Origin of the sequence: Streptomyces sp. NPDC045431, assembly GCF_040646655.1 — a bacterium.
Classification (GTDB): Bacteria; Actinomycetota; Actinomycetes; order Streptomycetales; family Streptomycetaceae; genus Streptomyces.
The window spans coordinates 171,451-189,371 of record NZ_JBEZAQ010000004.1 but is presented as its reverse complement, the minus strand read 5'-3'; the positions used below and the strand labels follow the sequence as shown (position 1 = coordinate 189,371).

At 71.3% G+C, this 17,921-nt stretch carries 17 protein-coding genes; 11 read left to right on the top strand and 6 right to left on the bottom strand.

Annotated features, from left to right (window positions below):
- The first annotated feature begins 244 nt into the window (after positions 1-244).
- From AB0A69_RS11945 to AB0A69_RS11910, 8 genes are all read left to right on the top strand, one after another.
- Positions 245-1,219 carry a tetratricopeptide repeat protein gene (locus AB0A69_RS11945; protein ID WP_361418889.1) on the top strand — a complete coding sequence of 325 codons (975 nt, stop codon included), beginning with the start codon at positions 245-247 and terminating at the stop codon, positions 1,217-1,219.
- Between the two features lie 610 nt (positions 1,220-1,829).
- Positions 1,830-2,492: a DUF6230 family protein gene (locus tag AB0A69_RS11940; protein ID WP_361418886.1), complete on the top strand. Its 663-nt coding sequence runs from the start codon at positions 1,830-1,832 to the stop codon at positions 2,490-2,492.
- Between the two features lie 94 nt (positions 2,493-2,586).
- Positions 2,587-3,096, top strand: a complete 510-nt coding sequence (locus tag AB0A69_RS11935; RefSeq protein WP_361418883.1) for a DUF6114 domain-containing protein — start codon at positions 2,587-2,589, stop codon at positions 3,094-3,096.
- Positions 3,086-4,408 (top strand): hypothetical protein, encoded by a 1,323-nt coding sequence (locus tag AB0A69_RS11930; RefSeq protein WP_361418880.1) that lies wholly within the window; start codon positions 3,086-3,088, stop codon positions 4,406-4,408. The genes AB0A69_RS11935 and AB0A69_RS11930 overlap by 11 nt, the downstream gene beginning before the upstream one ends.
- Positions 4,409-4,603: 195 nt before the next feature.
- Positions 4,604-4,834 carry a hypothetical protein gene (locus AB0A69_RS11925; protein ID WP_361418877.1) on the top strand — a complete coding sequence of 77 codons (231 nt, stop codon included), beginning with the start codon at positions 4,604-4,606 and terminating at the stop codon, positions 4,832-4,834.
- An 86-nt stretch (positions 4,835-4,920) separates the two neighbouring features.
- Positions 4,921-5,265: a hypothetical protein gene (locus tag AB0A69_RS11920; RefSeq protein ID WP_361418874.1), complete on the top strand. Its 345-nt coding sequence runs from the start codon at positions 4,921-4,923 to the stop codon at positions 5,263-5,265.
- Between the two features lie 11 nt (positions 5,266-5,276).
- Positions 5,277-5,465: a hypothetical protein gene (locus AB0A69_RS11915; protein WP_361418871.1), complete on the top strand. Its 189-nt coding sequence runs from the start codon at positions 5,277-5,279 to the stop codon at positions 5,463-5,465.
- A 20-nt stretch (positions 5,466-5,485) separates the two neighbouring features.
- Entirely contained in the window at positions 5,486-5,899 is a 414-nt protein-coding gene (locus AB0A69_RS11910) for a hypothetical protein (RefSeq protein WP_361419769.1), read from the top strand.
- A gap of 89 nt (positions 5,900-5,988) precedes the next feature.
- Here AB0A69_RS11910 and pyk read toward each other — a convergent pair whose 3' ends face one another.
- The 3 genes from pyk to pta all read right to left on the bottom strand — a co-directional run bounded on the left by pyk (position 5,989) and on the right by pta (position 10,819).
- Complete coding sequence (gene pyk / locus AB0A69_RS11905) at positions 5,989-7,419, bottom strand: pyruvate kinase (protein ID WP_361418868.1); 1,431 nt, start codon at positions 7,417-7,419, stop codon at positions 5,989-5,991.
- Positions 7,420-7,493: 74 nt separating this feature from the next.
- Complete coding sequence (locus AB0A69_RS11900; protein ID WP_361418865.1) at positions 7,494-8,738, bottom strand: acetate kinase; 1,245 nt, start codon at positions 8,736-8,738, stop codon at positions 7,494-7,496.
- Positions 8,735-10,819, bottom strand: a complete 2,085-nt coding sequence (gene pta / locus AB0A69_RS11895; RefSeq protein ID WP_361418862.1) for a phosphate acetyltransferase — start codon at positions 10,817-10,819, stop codon at positions 8,735-8,737. Before pta ends, AB0A69_RS11900 begins: the two co-directional genes overlap by 4 nt.
- Before the next feature lie 202 nt (positions 10,820-11,021).
- On the opposite strand from pta, the gene AB0A69_RS11890 reads away from it, so the two are divergent.
- Together AB0A69_RS11890 and AB0A69_RS11885 are read left to right on the top strand one after the other, a co-directional pair.
- On the top strand, positions 11,022-12,047 hold the full coding sequence (locus tag AB0A69_RS11890; RefSeq protein WP_361418859.1) for an ATP-dependent 6-phosphofructokinase: 1,026 nt from the start codon (positions 11,022-11,024) through the stop codon (positions 12,045-12,047).
- A gap of 186 nt (positions 12,048-12,233) precedes the next feature.
- Complete coding sequence (locus AB0A69_RS11885; protein ID WP_361418856.1) at positions 12,234-13,205, top strand: helix-turn-helix domain-containing protein; 972 nt, start codon at positions 12,234-12,236, stop codon at positions 13,203-13,205.
- A 7-nt stretch (positions 13,206-13,212) separates the two neighbouring features.
- Here the strand turns inward: AB0A69_RS11885 and AB0A69_RS11880 are convergent, their stop codons facing one another.
- The 3 genes from AB0A69_RS11880 to AB0A69_RS11870 all read right to left on the bottom strand — a co-directional run bounded on the left by AB0A69_RS11880 (position 13,213) and on the right by AB0A69_RS11870 (position 16,252).
- Positions 13,213-13,899, bottom strand: a complete 687-nt coding sequence (locus AB0A69_RS11880) for a helix-turn-helix transcriptional regulator (protein ID WP_361418853.1) — start codon at positions 13,897-13,899, stop codon at positions 13,213-13,215.
- Between the two features lie 113 nt (positions 13,900-14,012).
- Positions 14,013-14,702, bottom strand: a complete 690-nt coding sequence (locus AB0A69_RS11875; RefSeq protein ID WP_361418850.1) for a response regulator — start codon at positions 14,700-14,702, stop codon at positions 14,013-14,015.
- Positions 14,699-16,252, bottom strand: a complete 1,554-nt coding sequence (locus AB0A69_RS11870; RefSeq protein ID WP_361419767.1) for a sensor histidine kinase — start codon at positions 16,250-16,252, stop codon at positions 14,699-14,701. The genes AB0A69_RS11875 and AB0A69_RS11870 overlap by 4 nt, the downstream gene beginning before the upstream one ends.
- A gap of 274 nt (positions 16,253-16,526) precedes the next feature.
- Here AB0A69_RS11870 and AB0A69_RS11865 point away from each other — a divergent pair, with 274 nt between their 5' ends.
- Entirely contained in the window at positions 16,527-17,870 is a 1,344-nt protein-coding gene (locus AB0A69_RS11865) for a cation:dicarboxylase symporter family transporter (protein WP_361418847.1), read from the top strand.
- Positions 17,871-17,921 lie beyond the last annotated feature (51 nt).

The window sequence follows — 17,921 nt, the reverse complement described above, 5'->3', positions numbered from 1 at the left end:
CGGCCCGGGGCAGTTACGCTACGACCTGTAGCGAAAGGCTTGAGCGGCCCCAGCGACAACCACACCCCGGCGCCACGGTGGGGACCCGGCGCCGAAAACATGTTCAGGATCGCGTACGTCCGTACGCCCGCATAGACCGGCGGAGGGGCTTGCGGACGGCGCGGTTCGGCCGTGGTGGCGTCCGAGTGCGCCATCACGCACCGGTGCTTACCGGTTACGACCGCGGAGGGGGGAGGATGTACCCATGCAGCCTAGGAACATGTCCATGAGCGGCGTCGTCGACCTCGCCGCGGTGAAGGCGGCCGGAGAGGCCAAGGCGAAGGCGGAGCAGGCGCGGGCCGAGGCGGCCCGGCACGGCGGCGCCGGGGCCGTACCCCCGTCCGCGCTGGTGATCGATGTCGACGAGGCCGGTTTCGAGCGCGATGTCATCCAGCGCTCCGCCGAGGTCCCGGTCGTCCTCGACTTCTGGGCCGAGTGGTGCCAGCCCTGCAAGCAGCTCGGGCCGCTGCTGGAGCGGCTGGCCGTCGAGTACAACGGCCGTTTCCTCCTCGCCAAGATCGACGTCGACGCCAACCAGCTGCTGATGCAGCAGTTCGGGATCCAGGGCATCCCGGCCGTCTTCGCGGTGGTCGCCGGCCAGGCGCTGCCGCTCTTCCAGGGCGCCGCCCCGGAGGCCCAGATCCGCCAGACCCTGGACCAGCTGGTCCAGGTCGCCGAGCAGCGCTTCGGCCTCACCGGGCTCACGGTCGAGGCGGACGCCGAGGGCGCCGCACCGGCCGCCGCTCCGGCGCGGCCGGCGGGCCCGTACGACGCGCTGCTGGAGGCGGCGGCGCAGGCGCTGGACGCGAACGACTTCGCCGGCGCGATCCAGGCGTACAAGAACGTCCTGGTGGACGACCCGAACAACACCGAGGCCAAGCTGGGCCTCGCCCAGGCGGAACTGCTCGGCCGGGTCCGGGACATGGACCCGCAGCAGGTCCGCAAGGACGCCGCGGACGACCCGGCGGACGTCCGCGCCCAGATGGCCGCGGCCGACCTCGACCTCGTCGGCGGTCATGTGGAGGACGCGTTCGGCCGTCTGATCGAGACGGTGCGCCGCACCGCGGGCGAGGACCGCGACACCGCCCGCCTGCGGCTGCTGGACCTCTTCGAGGTCATCGGCTCGGACGACCCGCGGGTGACGGCGGCCCGTTCGGCGCTGGCGCGCGTGCTCTTCTGACGCGCCTGGCGCGCCTGACGCGTCCGTCCGAGGGCGCGAGGTACGCCGCCGATTTGGCGACACAGTGATAAAACGCGGCCGCGTTTTGCCAAAACTTGGCAAACGCGGCCGCTGTTACTTCCAGTAAGGCGACGCCAGCCTTATGTCCCTCTTTCTCGGCTGATATCAGCTTCTGTCGAACTGGCCGGTAGCACCCTGAGTGCCCGCTCGACGCCGCCCCGTCGCGGCACGGTTATCCGCCCGTTACTAGTCGGTAACGAGCCCCTTGTGCCCCGGCGCGGAATGCACCACGATCGGCGACGCTCGGTCCAATTCCGTACAGCCCGGCCACCCGCCGAGCCGCGGTCTTGGGTCCCCACCGAGCGGGCCGGCGACGACACGGATGACGCCGGCTCCGGACAGGGGGGTTCCCGCCCTCACCGGCAGGACCTGTCCGATCAGGTTGCGCGAAGGCGTGGCCAGTGGTTGTCGCTCGGGGGTGATCGCCGGTGATCCGGACGCAGCTCGCGCCTGATCCACGGGCGCTCTCCTTCCCGAGGACGTAGCACTTCTCCCATCCCAGGACGGGCCCCCGGCCCTTCCGGAGATGTACGTCCGAGAAGGAGGAACTATGAAGTCCCAGGTTCGTGGTGGGACCAGATGGAAGCGGTTCGCCGTCGTCATGGTGCCGAGCGTGGCCGCGACGGCCGCGATCGGCGTCGGACTGGCGCAGGGCGCGCTGGCGGCGTCGTTCGCCGTGTCGGGGCAGGAGTTCAAGGTCAAGGCCGGTCACCTGGACGGCACTGGCTTCGCCCAGTACGGCGGCGTCGACATGGGCTACGCCGAGGTCAAGGAAGGCGACAAGCTCGTCCCGCGGCCGGTCGCCATCTCGACGTTCAAGCACGCCAAGATCACCGACATGTGCCAGTCGGTGGTCACGCCGGACGTCCCGGTGTTCGGCAAGATCACGCTGAAGCTGAAGGCGGGCGGCGGGAAGAACCCGGTCGTCGCGGAGAACCTGTACCTCGACGTCACCGACCTCAAGGCCGATGCCAAGTTCTACAACATCGACATCGGTCTGGCGGCCAAGGACACCGACAACCCGGGCCTCGGCAAGGGTCCGGCCGTCAAGGACAAGAACATCAACCAGAACGGCTTCGCCCAGCAGGCGGACAGGGCTGTCCTGACGGGCGTCGAGCAGAAGGCGTGGGCAACCACCGCCGGCTCGTTCCAGCTGAGCGGCCTGAAGATGGAGCTGCTCAAGGGTGACGGTCCTGGCGTTGAGTGCTACTGACCGGTGATCCATTCGGGCGGGCAGGGATTGCCCCGGCGACTGTGCCCGCCCGTCTCCCTCTTCACATAGCAAAGCACGTCCCAGGGAGCTTTCCATGAGCGCCGAGTCAGCGAGCCAGAACGAGCACTACCTTCGCGTCTTCCGGAGGCGATTCCGCGACTGGCGGGGCACCCGGCCGTTCTGGGCGGGCCTGTTGACGCTGCTGGGTGGAATACCCATCGTCTACTTCCCGTACGCGAGCCTCAAGCTCGGCCAGATGACGCTTTCCATGGCGACCACCACGGGCTCAGCGTCATTGATCATCGGTGTTCTGCTGATGACCTTGGGCCTCACCATGTGGTTCCAGGCCATCGTGCGGGTGTTCGCGGGCGTCGCCGCGATCCTGCTGGCGCTGGTCTCCATCCCCGTGGCCAACTTCGGCGGCTTCGGCATCGGCTTCCTGCTCGCGCTCATCGGTGGTGCCCTGTCCATCGCCTGGGCGCCGGGGACCCCGGAGGCCGCTTCCGCCGAGCCGGCGGAAGCGGCTGAAGTGCCCGCAACAGTGGACGCGCACGAGTCAGAGACGACGGTCGACGCCAACGGCGGGAGGAACAGTGCGGGGTGACGAAACGCAGTCGGCGACGGCTGGGGGCGACGACACTCTGGCGAGAAGGGGGCCGCGCCACGCGGCCCCGAAGAAGTCGCTGCTGACCAAGCTCCAGGCACCGGCGGGCAAGGCGATAGCCCTGGCCGCGATGCCCACCGCCGTACTCGTGGGGCTCGGCCTCACGCCCAAGCTGGCGCTCGCCGACGAGAAGGACATCCCCTTCGCGCCCGGCCCGTGCGTGACGCGGTCGGACGAGCCGCGCGAGGACGAGGAGTCGGCCAAGCCGTCCGCGTCGGAGTCGCCGTCGCCGAAGCCGTCCGCGAGCGAGGGGGCGGGCAAGGGCGACGACGACATGGCGGCCAAGGAGCCGGAGCCCGGCGCCAGCCCGTCGGCGAGCGCGAGCGGGACCAGCGGGGCGGCGAAGCCGAGCGTGCCGACGGTCGACCCCAAGACCGGCGGGACCGGTTCCGCGGCCACCGCGCCCACCCCGACCCCGACTCCGACGGAGACCAGGAACCCGCTGGACCCGCTGGGTGTCGGTGACGCGATCAAGGACATCTTCGACGGTCCGGACGACGGCGAGCCGACGGCCACCCCGTCGACGAGCGCGCCCACCCCGACCACCCCGCCGGCGGCGAAGCCGTCCGCCAAACCGTCCGCGCAGCCCACCACGCAGCCCGCGGCCAAGCCGTCCACCAAGCCCGTGGACGACACCCTCGACAAGACCAAGCAAGCCATCAAGGACGCCGCCGACGAGGCCGGCGCCACGGTGGAGGAGCTGCCCGAGGACGTCAAGGGACTCGACCCCAAGAAGGACGAGGACATCCCCGAGGGCGCCAAGCCCCGCTTCCCCTGCCCGACCCCCGACCCCGAGGCCCTCGCGGACGCCGAGTTGGAGCCCGGCATCCCGCTGCTCCCGGACGACCCGTGGAAGCTGGAGAGCTCGCTGCTCACCCTGCGCGGCCTGGACTACCACGGCATCGTCGAGGTGAAGACCGGCAGTGGGAAGGTGAAGAAGGTCCTCAAGTTCACGGCCGACGAGGTCGATATCAAGGACTTGCACCAGCTCACGGTCCACTCCGAGGGTCGCACCGGTCACGTCACCTCCCGCCCGGGCTCGACGTCGACGATCCGGGGCGGCACGGTGACCATGTACACGGAGGAGCTGAAGGGCAACCTCTTCGGCATCATCCCGATCACCTTCAGCCCCGAGACGCCGCCCCCACTGAACGTCCCGTACGCCTTCTTCACCAACGTGAAGGTCACCCAGGCCGCCCAGTTCGGCGGCACGCTGACGGTGCCGGGCCTCAAGAACTTCATCGAGGGTTGAGCGGAACGGCCCTGATCGGAGTCTCGCAATGCCGTGGCCTCCTTGCCCGAGCCGGGTGGGGAGGCTGCGGCAATCGGCCGTTGCGACAGAGACGTTGACGCATCGCTGCACCATCAGCACGCGAAGGCCACTCATGCCGGACAACTCGGCCGCTCAACGCGCCGGGCGGGTACATGCTCGAGAACTGGACGACGTATGAAGTTCCGCGTAGCGGCAGTGGAAGCACCCCTCACCGTCCGCTTCGAACCGTCGGGGATGGAGTACGAGCTGTCCCCCGGCGAGCACGTGGACGTGGAGTGGCCGCCGGTCGCCCCCGGCGAGATCGCGGGCGACATCGAGTACGGTCCTGGGACGGTGACCATCGTGGAGCGCGGCCGCGGCTTCAGCCGCGCCTGGAACGCCGCCGGGGTGGAGGTCACCACCTGACGGGGACGGAGAACGGCTGTGGGGGCGCTGCCCCGGTTCCCCCCGGGACCGGGGCGGCGCCCGGCACCTGAGGGGAAAACAAGAGCTTGCTGTTTGACGATGGCGGCCGGCTGGACCTCGACGCGCATGTGCGCCGGTGGTCGGGCCTCGATGTGGCTGCTGCCGACGGCGAGGCCAGCGCCTGGATCGCGGCGGCCCAGATGTTCGCCCGCCGACTTCAGGCGGAGTGCGGACAGCTCACAGGCGAGCAGTGGCAGGCCGCGGTCGCGGCCTGGTCGTCCCTCCTGAGAGCGGCCGAGCGGGCGACGGGCCGCCTGGGCAACGAGTGGCTGCTGCGGGACCTGTGGCTGCGTGTGTCCCTGGTGGACAGCGTGGGCCCACGCCTCGCGTCCCGCTGCTCGATGCCGGACGGGTCCTGGACCAAGCCCTGAACGCCATGCCCATGAGCCGGCAGGCCGCGTCCGAGCTCGCGGCCCCGGGCTGGCGCACGCTCGATCGTGGGCAGATGCTGGAGCTGCGCAGGATCAAGCAGCTCCTCGCTCCCCCGCGTCACATCGCGCACGTGCTGCGGGAACACCCGCGCAGCGGCGAGTTCGAGGCCTGGCGGCGGCTGGTCCCGCAGCTGCCCTGAACAAGAGGAGAATGATCCCCATAGAGGCTTTCATCCGCGAGGGGCGCCTTTTCCGGGTCTCCGGCTTCAACCCGTCCCACCGCCAGCTCTTCCTCCAGAGCGACGCGGTGGCGGTGGAGCGGACCACGTCACGGGTCGAGGTCTCCTTCGCGCACGTGCGGTTGATGTTCTTGAAGCCGTACTTCCGCGACGGGCTACAGGTTCGGCGTGCCACCCCCGCCGAGTTCTCCGAACTGAAGGAGCGGCACGGTCTCGAAGCCGAGGACGCCCACTGGACATGGATGCTGGAACGCGACGGCGGCTGTTTCGTCGTCGGCAGCAATCCCAGTTGGCGTGAGGCGGAGTACGAGCTGATGGGTGACCGACGGTTCCTGTACGACGCGTCCCGGCCCTGGCCCCCGGACTTCCCGGTCCAGTCGGGCCAGCTGGACTAGGGCCTGTCTTCCGGCACGAAGAAAGGGCGGTGGCCCGGTTCCTTCCGGAACCGGGCCACCGCCCTCGTGCCTGATCGGGATCCGGACCGTCAGTCCCGGTGCTCCCCGCCCAGGTGGTGCACCCGGACCATGTTCGTGGTGCCCGGGACGCCGGGGGGCGAGCCCGCCGTGATGACCATGGTGTCGCCCGCGTTGAAGCGCTGGAGCTTGGACAGCTCCGCGTCGACCAGGTCGACCATCGCGTCGGTGTTGTCGACGTGGGGGACCACGAAGGACTCGACGCCCCAGCTCAGGGCGAGCTGGTTGCGGGTCGAGGTCTCCGTCGTGAAGGCCATGATCGGCTGGGCCGCGCGGTAGCGGGAGAGGCGGCGGGCCGTGTCGCCGGACTTGGTGAAGGCGACCAGGGCCTTGCCGTCGAGGAAGTCCGCGATCTCGGCGGCCGCGCGGGCGACGGAGCCGCCCTGGGTGCGGGGCTTCTTGCCGGGGACCAGGGGCTGGAGGCCCTTGGCGAGGAGCTCCTCCTCCGCCGCGGTGACGATCTTCGACATCGTCTTGACCGTCTCGATGGGGTACGCGCCCACCGAGGACTCCGCCGACAGCATGACCGCGTCGGCGCCGTCCAGGATCGCGTTGGCGACGTCGGACGCCTCGGCGCGGGTCGGACGCGAGTTGGTGATCATCGACTCCATCATCTGGGTCGCGACGATCACCGGCTTGGCGTTGCGGCGGCACATCTCGATGAGGCGCTTCTGCACCATCGGGACCTTCTCGAGCGGGTACTCGACGGCCAGGTCGCCGCGCGCCACCATCACGCCGTCGAACGCCATCACGACGTCCTGCATGTTCTCGACGGCCTGCGGCTTCTCCACCTTGGCGATGACCGGGACCCGGCGGCCCACCTCGTCCATCACCTTGTGGACGTCCTTGACGTCGTTGGCGTCACGCACGAAGGAGAGCGCGACCAGGTCGCAGCCCATCCGCAGCGCGAAGCGCAGGTCGTCGACGTCCTTCTCGGAGAGGGCCGGGACGTTCACGGCGGCGCCCGGCAGGTTGATGCCCTTGTGGTCCGAGATGACGCCGCCCTCGACGACGATCGTCCGGACGCGGGTGCCGTCGACCTCGGTGACGCGCAGCTCGACGTTGCCGTCGTTGATCAGGATCTGGTCGCCCTTGGAGACGTCGCCGGGCAGGCCCTTGTACGTGGTGCCGCAGATGGACTTGTCACCGGGGACGTCCTCGGTGGTGATGGTGAACTCGTCACCGCGGACCAGTTCGACCGGCCCCTCGGCGAAGGTTTCCAGACGGATCTTCGGGCCCTGGAGGTCGGCGAGCACGCCCACGGCGCGGCCGGTGTCCTCGGCGGCCTGGCGGACGCGGTGGTACCGCTCCTCGTGCTCAGCGTGGGATCCGTGGCTCATGTTGAAGCGGGCCACGTTCATACCGGCCTCGATGAGCGCTTTCAGCTGCTCATACGAGTCGACGGCGGGGCCCAGTGTGCAGACGATTTTGGAACGGCGCATAAGGCGGATCCTATCGGTTTGTTTCACTGCGGAATATTCCGTCTGGTGGAATGTACAAATGGGCGCGTGTGCGCTCAGTCGTCGACCGCGGAGTTGACCAGCGAGTAGGTTTGCCGGGCGATTTCGAGCTCCTCGTCCGTCGGGACCACCGCCACCGCGACCCGCGCGTACTCCGGCGAGATCAGCCGCGGCTCACCGGACCGTACGGCGTTGAGGCCCGCGTCCACCGCCAGCCCCAGCTCCTCCAGTCCGGCGACGGCGGCCTCCCGGACCGGGGCCGCGTTCTCGCCGACGCCCGCCGTGAACGCCACCGCGTCCACCCGGCCCAGCACCGCGTAATAGGCGCCGATGTACTTCTTCAGCCGGTGGATGTAAATGTCGAAGGCCAGCTGCGCCCGCTGATCACCCTCGTCGATCCGGCGGCGGATCTCCCGCATGTCATTGTCACCGCAAAGCCCCACCAAACCGCTCTTCTTGTTCAATAGCACATCGATCTCGTCGGTCGACATTCCGGCGACCCGCTCGAGGTGGAACACCACCGCCGGGTCGATGTCACCGGAGCGCGTACCCATGACGAGCCCCTCCAAGGGGGTCAGCCCCATCGAGGTGTCCACGCACCGGCCGCCCGCCACCGCCGACGCCGAGGCGCCGTTGCCCAGGTGCAGCACGATGACGTTCACCTCGGCCGGGTCCTTGCCCAGCAGCTGCGCCACCTTGCGGGAGACGTACGCGTGCGACGTGCCGTGGAAGCCGTACCGGCGGATGCGGTGCGCGTCGGCGGTCTCGGCGTCGATCGCGTACCGCGCCGCGTGCTCCGGCATCGTCGTGTGGAACGCCGTGTCGAAGACCGCGACCTGCGGCAGGTCCGGGCGCAGCGCCTGAGCGGTGCGGATGCCCGTGATGTTCGCCGGGTTGTGCAGCGGCGCCACCGGGACGAGCCGCTCGACCTCGGCGAGGACCTCGTCGGTGATGACCGTCGGCGCGGAGAACTTCAGACCGCCGTGCACCACCCGGTGGCCGATCGCCGCCAGTTCCGGCGAGTCCAGGCCCAGCCCGTCCGCCGCCAGCTCCTCCGCGACCGCCTTCAGCGCCGCCTCGTGGTCCGCGATCGGAGCCGTGCGCTCGCGCTGCTCGCCGCCGTCCGTCAGCGGCGTGTGCACCAGGCGGGACGTTTCCTCACCGATCCGCTCGACCAGCCCGACGGCCATGCGGGCGCCGTCGTGCATGTCGAGCAGCTGGTACTTCACCGACGACGAGCCCGAGTTGAGGACGAGGACGCGGGTGGCGCGGGATGCGGTGGGGGTGTTCGGGTTGCTCACGACTGCGTCGCCTTCTGCTGGGACTGGATCGCGGTGATCGCGACCGTGTTGACGATGTCGCTGACGAGCGCGCCGCGCGACAGGTCGTTCACCGGCTTGCGCAGGCCCTGGAGCACCGGGCCGACGGCCACGGCGCCGGCCGAGCGCTGCACGGCCTTGTACGTGTTGTTCCCCGTGTTCAGGTCCGGGAAGATCAGCACCGTCGCCTGGCCCGCCACCTCCGAGCCCGGCAGCTTCGTCGCGGCGACCGACGGCTCGACGGCCGCGTCGTACTGGATCGGGCCCTCGATCTTCAGCTCCGGGTGCCGCTCGCGCACCAGCTTCGTCGCCTCGCGCACCTTGTCGACATCCGCGCCCGAACCGGAGGTGCCCGTCGAGTACGACAGCATCGCGATCCGCGGCTCGACGCCGAAGCGGGCGGCCGTCGCCGCCGACTGCACCGCGATGTCGGCGAGCTGCTCGGCGTTCGGGTCCGGGTTGACCGCGCAGTCGCCGTACACCAGCACCTTGTCCGCCAGGCACATGAAGAAGACCGAGGAGACGATCGACGCCTCCGGCTTGGTCTTGATGATCTCGAAGGCGGGGCGGATGGTGGCGGCCGTGGAGTGCACCGAGCCCGACACCATGCCGTCGGCGAGGCCCTCCTGCACCATCAGCGTGCCGAAGTAGTTGACGTCCGACACCACGTCGTACGCCAGCTCCACGCTGACCCCCTTGTGCGCGCGCAGCGCCGCGTACCGCTCCGCGAACAGCTGGCGCAGCTCGGACGTCGCCGGGTCGATCAGCTGCGTGTCCGCGCCGAGGTCGACACCCAGGTCGGCGGCCTTCTTCCGGATCACCTCGACATCGCCCAGCAGCGTCAGGGCGCACACGTCACGGCGTACGAGCACGTCGGCGGCGCGCAGCACCCGCTCCTCGGTGCCCTCGGGCAGGACCACGCGGCGGCGGTCGGCGCGCGCCTGCTCCAGCAGCTCGTGCTCGAACATCATCGGCGTGACCCGGCCGCTGCGCGCCACCGACAGCCGCCTGAGCAGGTCGGCGGCGTCGACGTGCCGCTCGAAGAGGCCCAGTGCGGTCTCCGCCTTGCGCGGCGTGGCGGCGTTCAGCTTGCCCTCCAGCGAGAACAGCTCGGCGGCGGTCGGGAAGCTGTTGCCGCTCACCGACAGCACCGGCGTACCGGGCGCGAGCCGCGCCGCCAGGTTGAGGACCTCCCGGCTGGGGCGCTCGTTCAGCGTGAGCAGCACGCCCGCGATGGGCGGGTTGCCGGCGGAGTGCGCGGCCAGCGCGCCCACGACCAGGTCGGCGCGGTCGCCGGGCGTGACGACCAGGCAGCCGGGGGTCAGGGCGTTGAGGAAGTTCGGCAGCATCGCGCCGCCGAAGACGAAGTCCAGCGCGTCGCGCGCGAGCCCCGAGTCGTCGCCGAGGACGACCTCGGCGCCGAGGTGGTGCCGGATCTGCGCGACCGTCGGCGCGGAGAGCGCGGGCATGTCCGGCAGGACGTACACCGGCACCGGCAGGCGCGCGGCGAGCCGCTCGGCGAGCGTGTCGCGGTCCTCGGGCGCCACGCGGTTGGCGACCATGGCGAGGACGTCGCAGCCGAGGCTCTCGTACGCCCGGAAGGCGTTGCGCGTCTCGGCGCGCACGGAGTCGGCGTCCTGGCCCTTGCCGCCGACCACGGGTATGACGGAGGCGCCGAACTCGTTGGCGAGGCGGGCGTTGAGCGCGAGCTCCTCGGGCAGCTGCGTGGCGTGGAAGTCCGTACCGAGGACGAGCACCACCTCGTAGTCGCGCGCCACCGCGTGGAACCGGTCGACCAGCCGGGAGACCAGCTCGTCGGTGCCCTTCTCGGCCTGGAGCGCGGACGCCTCGTGGTAGTCCATGCCGTACACCGTGGCGGGGTCCTGGGAGAGCCGGTAGCGGACCCGCAGCAGGTCGAAGAGGCGGTCGGGACCGTCGTGCACCAGTGGCCGGAACACCCCCACCCGGTCCACTTGGCGGGTCAGGAGCTCCATGACTCCCAGCTCGACGACCTGGCGGCCGTCCCCCCGGTCGATCCCCGTCACGTACACGCTGCGCGCCACGCAAGCTCTCCTGTCAGGCCGGTGCGGATAAAAAATCTCTGTTCGGGTGCCCGATACCCTCTTGACAATACCTCTGGCGCTGGGTAGAGCGCCCACCCGGCGCCTGGCTCGGGGGACGGCGCGGAGGACACGCTGCGTGGCCGTGCCGTGGGACAATTCGGTAAGGCTCACACGTACCACTACGAGCAGGAGACACAGCACGATGCGCATCGGAGTCCTCACCGCAGGCGGCGACTGCCCCGGGCTGAACGCAGTGATCCGGTCGGTCGTGCACCGGGCGCTCACGGGCCACGGCGACGAGGTCATCGGCTTCGAGGATGGCTTCAAGGGTCTCCTCGACGGCCACTACCGGCCCCTCGACCTCAACGCGGTGAGCGGCATCCTCGCCCGCGGCGGTACGATCCTCGGCTCCGCCCGCCTGGAGCGCACGCGGCTCCAGGAAGCCGCCGAGAACTGCGAGGAGCTGCAGAAGCGCTACGACCTCGACGTCCTCATCCCCATCGGAGGCGAGGGCACGCTGACCGCGGCGCGGATGCTGTCGGAGGCGGGCATGCCGGTCGTCGGCGTACCCAAGACCATTGACAACGACATCTCCTCCACCGACCGCACCTTCGGCTTCGACACGGCCGTGATGGTCGCGACCGAGGCCATAGACCGTCTCAAGACCACCGCCGAGTCGCACCAGCGCGTGATGGTCGTCGAGGTGATGGGGCGGCACGCCGGCTGGATCGCGCTGGAGTCCGGCATGGCGGGCGGCGCGCACGGCATCTGCCTGCCGGAGCGGCCCTTCGAGGTCGACGACCTGGTGAAGATGGTCGAGGAGCGCTTCTCGCGTGGCAAGAAGTTCGCCGTCATCTGCGTCGCCGAGGGCGCGCACCCGGCCGAGGGCTCGATGGAGTACGAGAAGGGCGCCATCGACCAGTACGGGCACGAGCGCTTCCAGGGCATCGGCAACCGGCTCGCGAAGGAGCTGGAGCGGCGCCTCGGCAAGGAGGCCCGCCCGGTCATCCTGGGCCACGTCCAGCGCGGCGGCACCCCGACCGCGTACGACCGCGTCCTCGCGACCCGCTTCGGCTGGCACGCGGTGGAGGCGGCGCACCGCAAGGAGTTCGGCCGGATGACGGCCCTGCGGGGCACGGACATCCACATGGTGCCGCTGGCGGAGGCGGTCACGCAGCTGAAGACGGTGCCGGCGAACCGGATGTACGAGGCGGAGTCGGTCTTCTGACCCGCTCCTCCCCGCCCCCTGTGCGTGCGGCCCCGGTCGGCTCCCCCGTGGACGACCGGGGCCGCGGCCTTTCCGTCGGCCGACGGACGTCGACCGGAATTGCCGGTTTCCACTCTTGAGCCGAGGCGCCGGTTCAACAAGGCTTACGCCTGTCCGGGACATGTCCCAGAACGGGGGAGGGCCGAGGTGACCGACAGGGAGAGAGCAGCTCCCGACCCCAGGGAGGCCCGGGACCCTGCCGCGTTCATCGCGCTGCTGCAGGACCTCAAGGGCTGGTCCGGCCTCACCTACCGGGAGCTGTCGGCGCGCGCCGAGGCGCTCGGGGAGGTGCTGCCCCGCTCGACGGTCGCGAACATGCTGGCCCGTACGACGGTGCCGCGCGAGGAGCTCTTGTCGGCCTTCGTCCGGGCGTGCGGGGTGGGCCCCGAGGCGTTGGAGTCCTGGCTCGCGGTCCGCAAGGAGCTGGCGGGCCGCGAGCGGTGGTTCGAGCTGTCGGGGTCGGGGTCGGGGTCGGAGACGGAGACGGAGCCCGATCCGGAAGCCGGGGAGCCGGGGGAGGAGCCGCCGGCCACGGCGCGCGGTGCGTTACAGGCGTGGTTCGTCCCGCTCGTCGCGGTGCTGGCGCTCGTCGTGGCCGCGACGACCGTCGTGGCGTTCCTGCGGGGTGGCGACGAGGAGCACGTGAAGGAGGACGCCGCCGCCCCCGCGCCCGGCCCCGTACTGATACGGGCGGTGCACTCCGGGCTCTGCCTGAACGAACGGCCCGGTCAGCAGAGCGGGCAGGTCTACCAGGTGCCGTGCGCGGGGGCGACCGTGCCGCGCTATGCGCTCGTGCGGCTCGGCGGCGGACTGTGGCGCATCCGCTCCGACCACCCCGAGTTCGGGCCCGGCTGCTCGGGCATCCCCGTCGAGGCGACGGAACAGCACGGCGCGCCCCTGATCGACCAGGAGTGCGGCAAACGGGGCCCGCGCGAGGCCTTCCGGATCGAGGGGTTCGGCGACCCCGTGGCGGGCTACCGCCTCAGATCCGCGCACTCGGACCTGTGCCTGCGCATACGGGACGCCTCGCGCGAGCCGTGGACGGACGTGATCCAGGAGGCGTGCCGGGAGGATGGCGAGGGTCAGCTGTTCAGCCTGGACCCCGCCGACGCGCGGTGATCGGTGATCAGTACTGGACCAGCGCCCAGAAGTGCTCGTCGATCCGCTCCAGGAACTCCTTGCCCGCCTGGCCGTCGCTGCTGTCGGTGAGGTCCACGCCCCAGCTGTTGGTGGACACCATCCGCGCCTGGTAGTCGGCGTGCAGCTGTTGGAGGACCTGCTCCAGGCGGCCGCGGTCGATGGGCAGCAGCTTCGCGAGCGGCCGGACGTACGCCTGCCAGCGGGTGGTGGCGGCGCTGCGCAGCAGGTCCGCGAGCTGCGCGTGGCGGCCCGTGACGGTCAGCAGCTCGCGCGGCCCGAGGGCCAGCGCGTCGGCGAGCGCCGCGGTCTGCCGTTCGTTGCCGCGCCAGCGGCCGGACTCCTCCATGCGGAGGTACGCCTTGGTGTCGAGCCCGATCCGGCGGGCCAGGTCCTCGGGCGCCATGGCCCGCGCGATGCGGTGCTCGCGCAGGGTGGTCGCCGCGGCCAGCAGCTCGCCCGGCGAACACCACAGGACCCCGGCGAGCGCGGTGAGCTCCTGGGAGGTGGGTGCGGCGGTGCCGCGTTCCCAGGCCATCACCGTCTCGGGGGGGACGGCGAGTCCGTACTGCGCGCGCAAGCCGTACGCGACGTGGGCGGGCCCCATGCCGAGCGCCTCGCGCAGTCGGCGCGCGGCGAGCGCGTTGAACGGGGGTGTGGGTGGGGAGGGGTGCACGCGGCACACGGTAGGTGCGGAGGGTTACCTCTGGCTACGGTGCGTTCAGCCAACACCGAAAGTCGTAGGAACGTCCAGATAAACCACTACCTATTGGTATACCTGCGGGTAATTTACCGTACCGCGGTGATCCACCGGTACTGCAGCTCCGGCCGTCCCACCTGCCCGTACTGGGGGCTGCGCGCCGCCCGGCCCGTCTCCACCAGGTGCTCCAGATAGCGCCGCGCCGTGATCCGCGAGATGCCGACCGCCGCGCCGGCCTCGGCGGCGGTCAGCCCGCCGGCCGCCTCCCGCAGCGTGCGCGTCACAGCCGCCAGCGTCGGCGCGCTCAGCCCCTTCGGCAGCGCGGCCGGCCGGGGCGTACGCAGCACCGCGAGCGCCCGGTCCACCTCCTCCTGGCCCGACGCCTCGCCGGCCGCCGCCCGGAACTCGGCGTACCGGGCCAGCCGGTCCCGCAGCGTGGCGAAGGTGAACGGCTTCAGGACGTACTGGACGACGCCCAGCGACACCCCTTCGCGGACGATCCCCAGGTCGCGCGCCGAGGTGACGGCGATGACGTCCGCGTGGTGCCCGGCCGCCCGCAGCGAGCGCAGCAGGTGCAGGCCGTGCCCGTCCGGCAGGTAGAGGTCGAGCAGGATCAGGTCGACGGCCACGCGCTCCAGCAGCCGCCCGGCGGCGGCGCGCGTGTGCGCGACCCCGACGACCTCGAAGCCCGGCACCCGGCCGACGTACAGGGCGTGGGCGTCGGCGGCGACCGGATCGTCCTCGACCACCAGGACCCTGATGGCCCCGGCCGCGGTCATGACCCCACCTCCACGGGGCGCAGGGGGAGCCGTACGGTGAACTCCGCGCCCGCGTCCGGCCCGTGCCCCAGCTCGATGGTGCCCCGCCCCCGGTGCGCCGCCTGCCGTACGAGCGCGAGGCCGAGGCCGCGGCCCGGGCCCCGGGTGGACCAGCCGCGTTCGAAGACGGCGTCGTGGTCGTCGGTCCCGATGCCGGGGCCGCTGTCGGCGACGCGCAACAGCACCTCGCCGCCGTGGTCGTCGGCGCGCGCGGTGACCGTGACGCGGGCCAGCCGGCTGCCCTGCGCGGCCTCCACGGCGTTGTCGACGAGGTTGCCGAGGATGGTGACCAGGTCCCGGGCGGGCAGGCTCGGCGGCAGGACGCCGTCGTCGATGCGGCTGTCCTCGGTCAGGACCAGCTCGACGCCCCGCTCGTTGGCCTGCGCCGCCTTGCCGAGCAGCAGCGCCGCGAGGACCGGCTCGGCGACCGCGTCCACGACCCGGTCCGTGAGCGCCTGCGCCAGCTCCAGCTCGGCCGTCGCGAACTCCACCGCCTCCTCGGCCCGCCCCAGCTCGATGAGCGACACGACGGTGTGCAGCCGGTTCGCCGCCTCGTGGGCCTGCGAGCGCAGCGCCTGCGTGAACCCGCGCTCCGAGTCCAGCTCACCCGAGAGCGCCTGGAGCTCGGTGTGGTCCCGCAGCGTCACCACGGTGCCGCGCCGCTCCCCGCCGACCACCGGCCGGGTGGAGACCACCAGCACCCGGTCGGCCGTCAGGTGCAGCTCGTCGACGCGCGGCTCGGCGCAGAGCAGCGCGCTCGTCAGGGAGGGCGGCAGCCCGAGCTCGGCGACGGGCCTGCCCACGGCCTCCGGGGCCAGGCCCAGCAGCTCCCGCCCCCCGTCGTTGATCAGCGCGATGCGCCGTTGCCCGTCGAGCATCACCAGCCCCTCGCGCACCGCGTGCAGCGCGGCCTCGTGGTAGTCGTGCATCCGGCTCAGCTCGGCGGCGTTCATGCCGTGCGTGTGGCGCCGCAGCCGCGCGTTGATCACGTACGTACCGAGCCCGCCGAGCGCGAGCGCCGCGCCCGCCATGCCGAGCAGCGCGGTGACCTGCTTGCTCAGCTGCTCGCTGATCCGGTCGACGGTGATGCCCGCGCTGACGAGGGCGACCACGCGCCCGCCGTCGTACACCGGCGTGACCGTCCGCACGGACCGCCCGAGCGTGCCGCGGTACGTCTCCGTGTGCGTCTCCCCGCGCCGTGCCTGGTCGATGCTGCCCAGGTACGTCCCGCCGATCCGGTCCGGATCCGGGTGCGTCCAGCGGGTCCCGTCCGGCGCCATGATCGTCACGAAGGTGACGCCCGTGGAGCCCGTGAGGGAGGCGGCGTACGACTGGAGCGCGGCCGTGGGATCGGCGGAGCGCGCCGCCGCGACGACGGCGGGGGAGCGGGCGACGGCGGTCGCGGTCGCCGTCACCTGGCGGCGCGCGGTCTCCTCGGCCTGGCGCCGGTCGGTGAGGTACGCGAAGAGCGCGCACCCCGCGACGACCGCGGCCATCAGCACGACCTGCATCGCGAAGAGCTGGCCGGCGAGGCTGCGCGGGCGCGGGCGGCTGCGCGGGCGGCTGCGGGGGCGGGGTACGCCGGGTACGCGGGGTACGCGGGGTCTGCGCATGGCGGTAAGTCTGCCTGGCGGGAAAACGCGGCCGGAATCGTATGAACGAAAGGTACGCAACGGTGACCGCGGCCACCGGGTGAGAGATGGTCTCCGGGATCTGATCCAGCAGGGACAGGTCCGAAGGGACGGCTCCACCGGGACGGTGGAGCGACTCACCGAGGAGGGACCCGTGGCCGCACGCCGGGACCGTACCCACTATCTGTATCTGGCCGTCATCGGAGCGGTCGTGCTCGGCGTCATCGTGGGCTTCGCCGCCCCCGGGGTGGCCGTCGAGCTCAAGCCGCTCGGCACCGGCTTCGTGAACCTGATCAAGATGATGATCTCGCCGATCATCTTCTGCACGATCGTGCTGGGCGTCGGCTCGGTACGCAAGGCGGCCAAGGTGGGCGCGGTCGGCGGGCTGGCGCTGGGCTACTTCATGGTCATGTCGACCGTGGCCCTCGCCATCGGCCTGCTCGTCGGGAACCTGCTGGAGCCGGGCGCCGGACTGCACCTGACGGACGCGGCGCGCCAGGCCGGCGAGAAGCAGGCGGCGGGCGCGAGCGAGTCCACGGTGGACTTCCTGCTCGGCGTGATCCCCAAGACGCTGGTCTCCGCCTTCACGGAGGGCGAGGTCCTCCAGACGCTGCTGGTCGCGCTGCTCGCGGGCTTCGCGCTCCAGGCGATGGGCAGGGCGGGCGAGCCGGTGCTGCGCGGGATCGGGCACATCCAGCGGCTGGTCTTCCGGATCCTCGCCATGATCATGTGGGCGGCTCCGGTGGGCGCCTTCGGCGCGATCGCCGCCGTGGTCGGCGAGACCGGCGTCGACGCCCTGAAGTCGCTCGCCGTCATCATGATCGGCTTCTACCTCACCTGCACGCTCTTCGTCTTCGTCGTCCTCGGCCTGCTGCTGCGGCTGGTGGCGGGCGTGAACATCCTGGCGCTGCTGAAGTACCTGGGGCGCGAGTTCCTGCTGATCCTGTCGACCTCGTCGTCGGAGTCGGCGCTGCCGCGGCTCATCGCCAAGATGGAGCACCTGGGCGTGAGCAAGCCGGTCGTCGGCATCACCGTGCCGACCGGTTACTCCTTCAACCTGGACGGCACCGCGATCTACCTGACCATGGCGTCGCTCTTCGTCGCGGAGGCGATGGGCAACCCGCTCTCGGTCGGCGAGCAGGTCTCGCTCCTCATCTTCATGATCATCGCCTCGAAGGGCGCGGCGGGCGTGACCGGCGCGGGCCTGGCCACGCTGGCCGGCGGCCTCCAGTCGCACCGCCCCGAGCTGGTCGACGGCGTCGGGCTCATCGTCGGCATCGACCGCTTCATGAGCGAGGCCCGCGCGCTGACGAACTTCGCGGGGAACGCGGTCGCGACGGTGCTGGTCGGCACCTGGACGAAGGAGATCGACAAGGCCCGGGTGGCGGAGGTCCTCGCGGGGCGGGTGCCGTTCGACGAGAAGACGCTGGTGGACGACCACGGGCCGGCGGTGGACGCGCCGGAGGCCCCGGAGGAGCGGGAGCCGGTCAAGGTCTGAGCGGAGTCGGGACACCGCGCGTGAGCGGCCTCCGGAGGGAGGGCGCCTCCC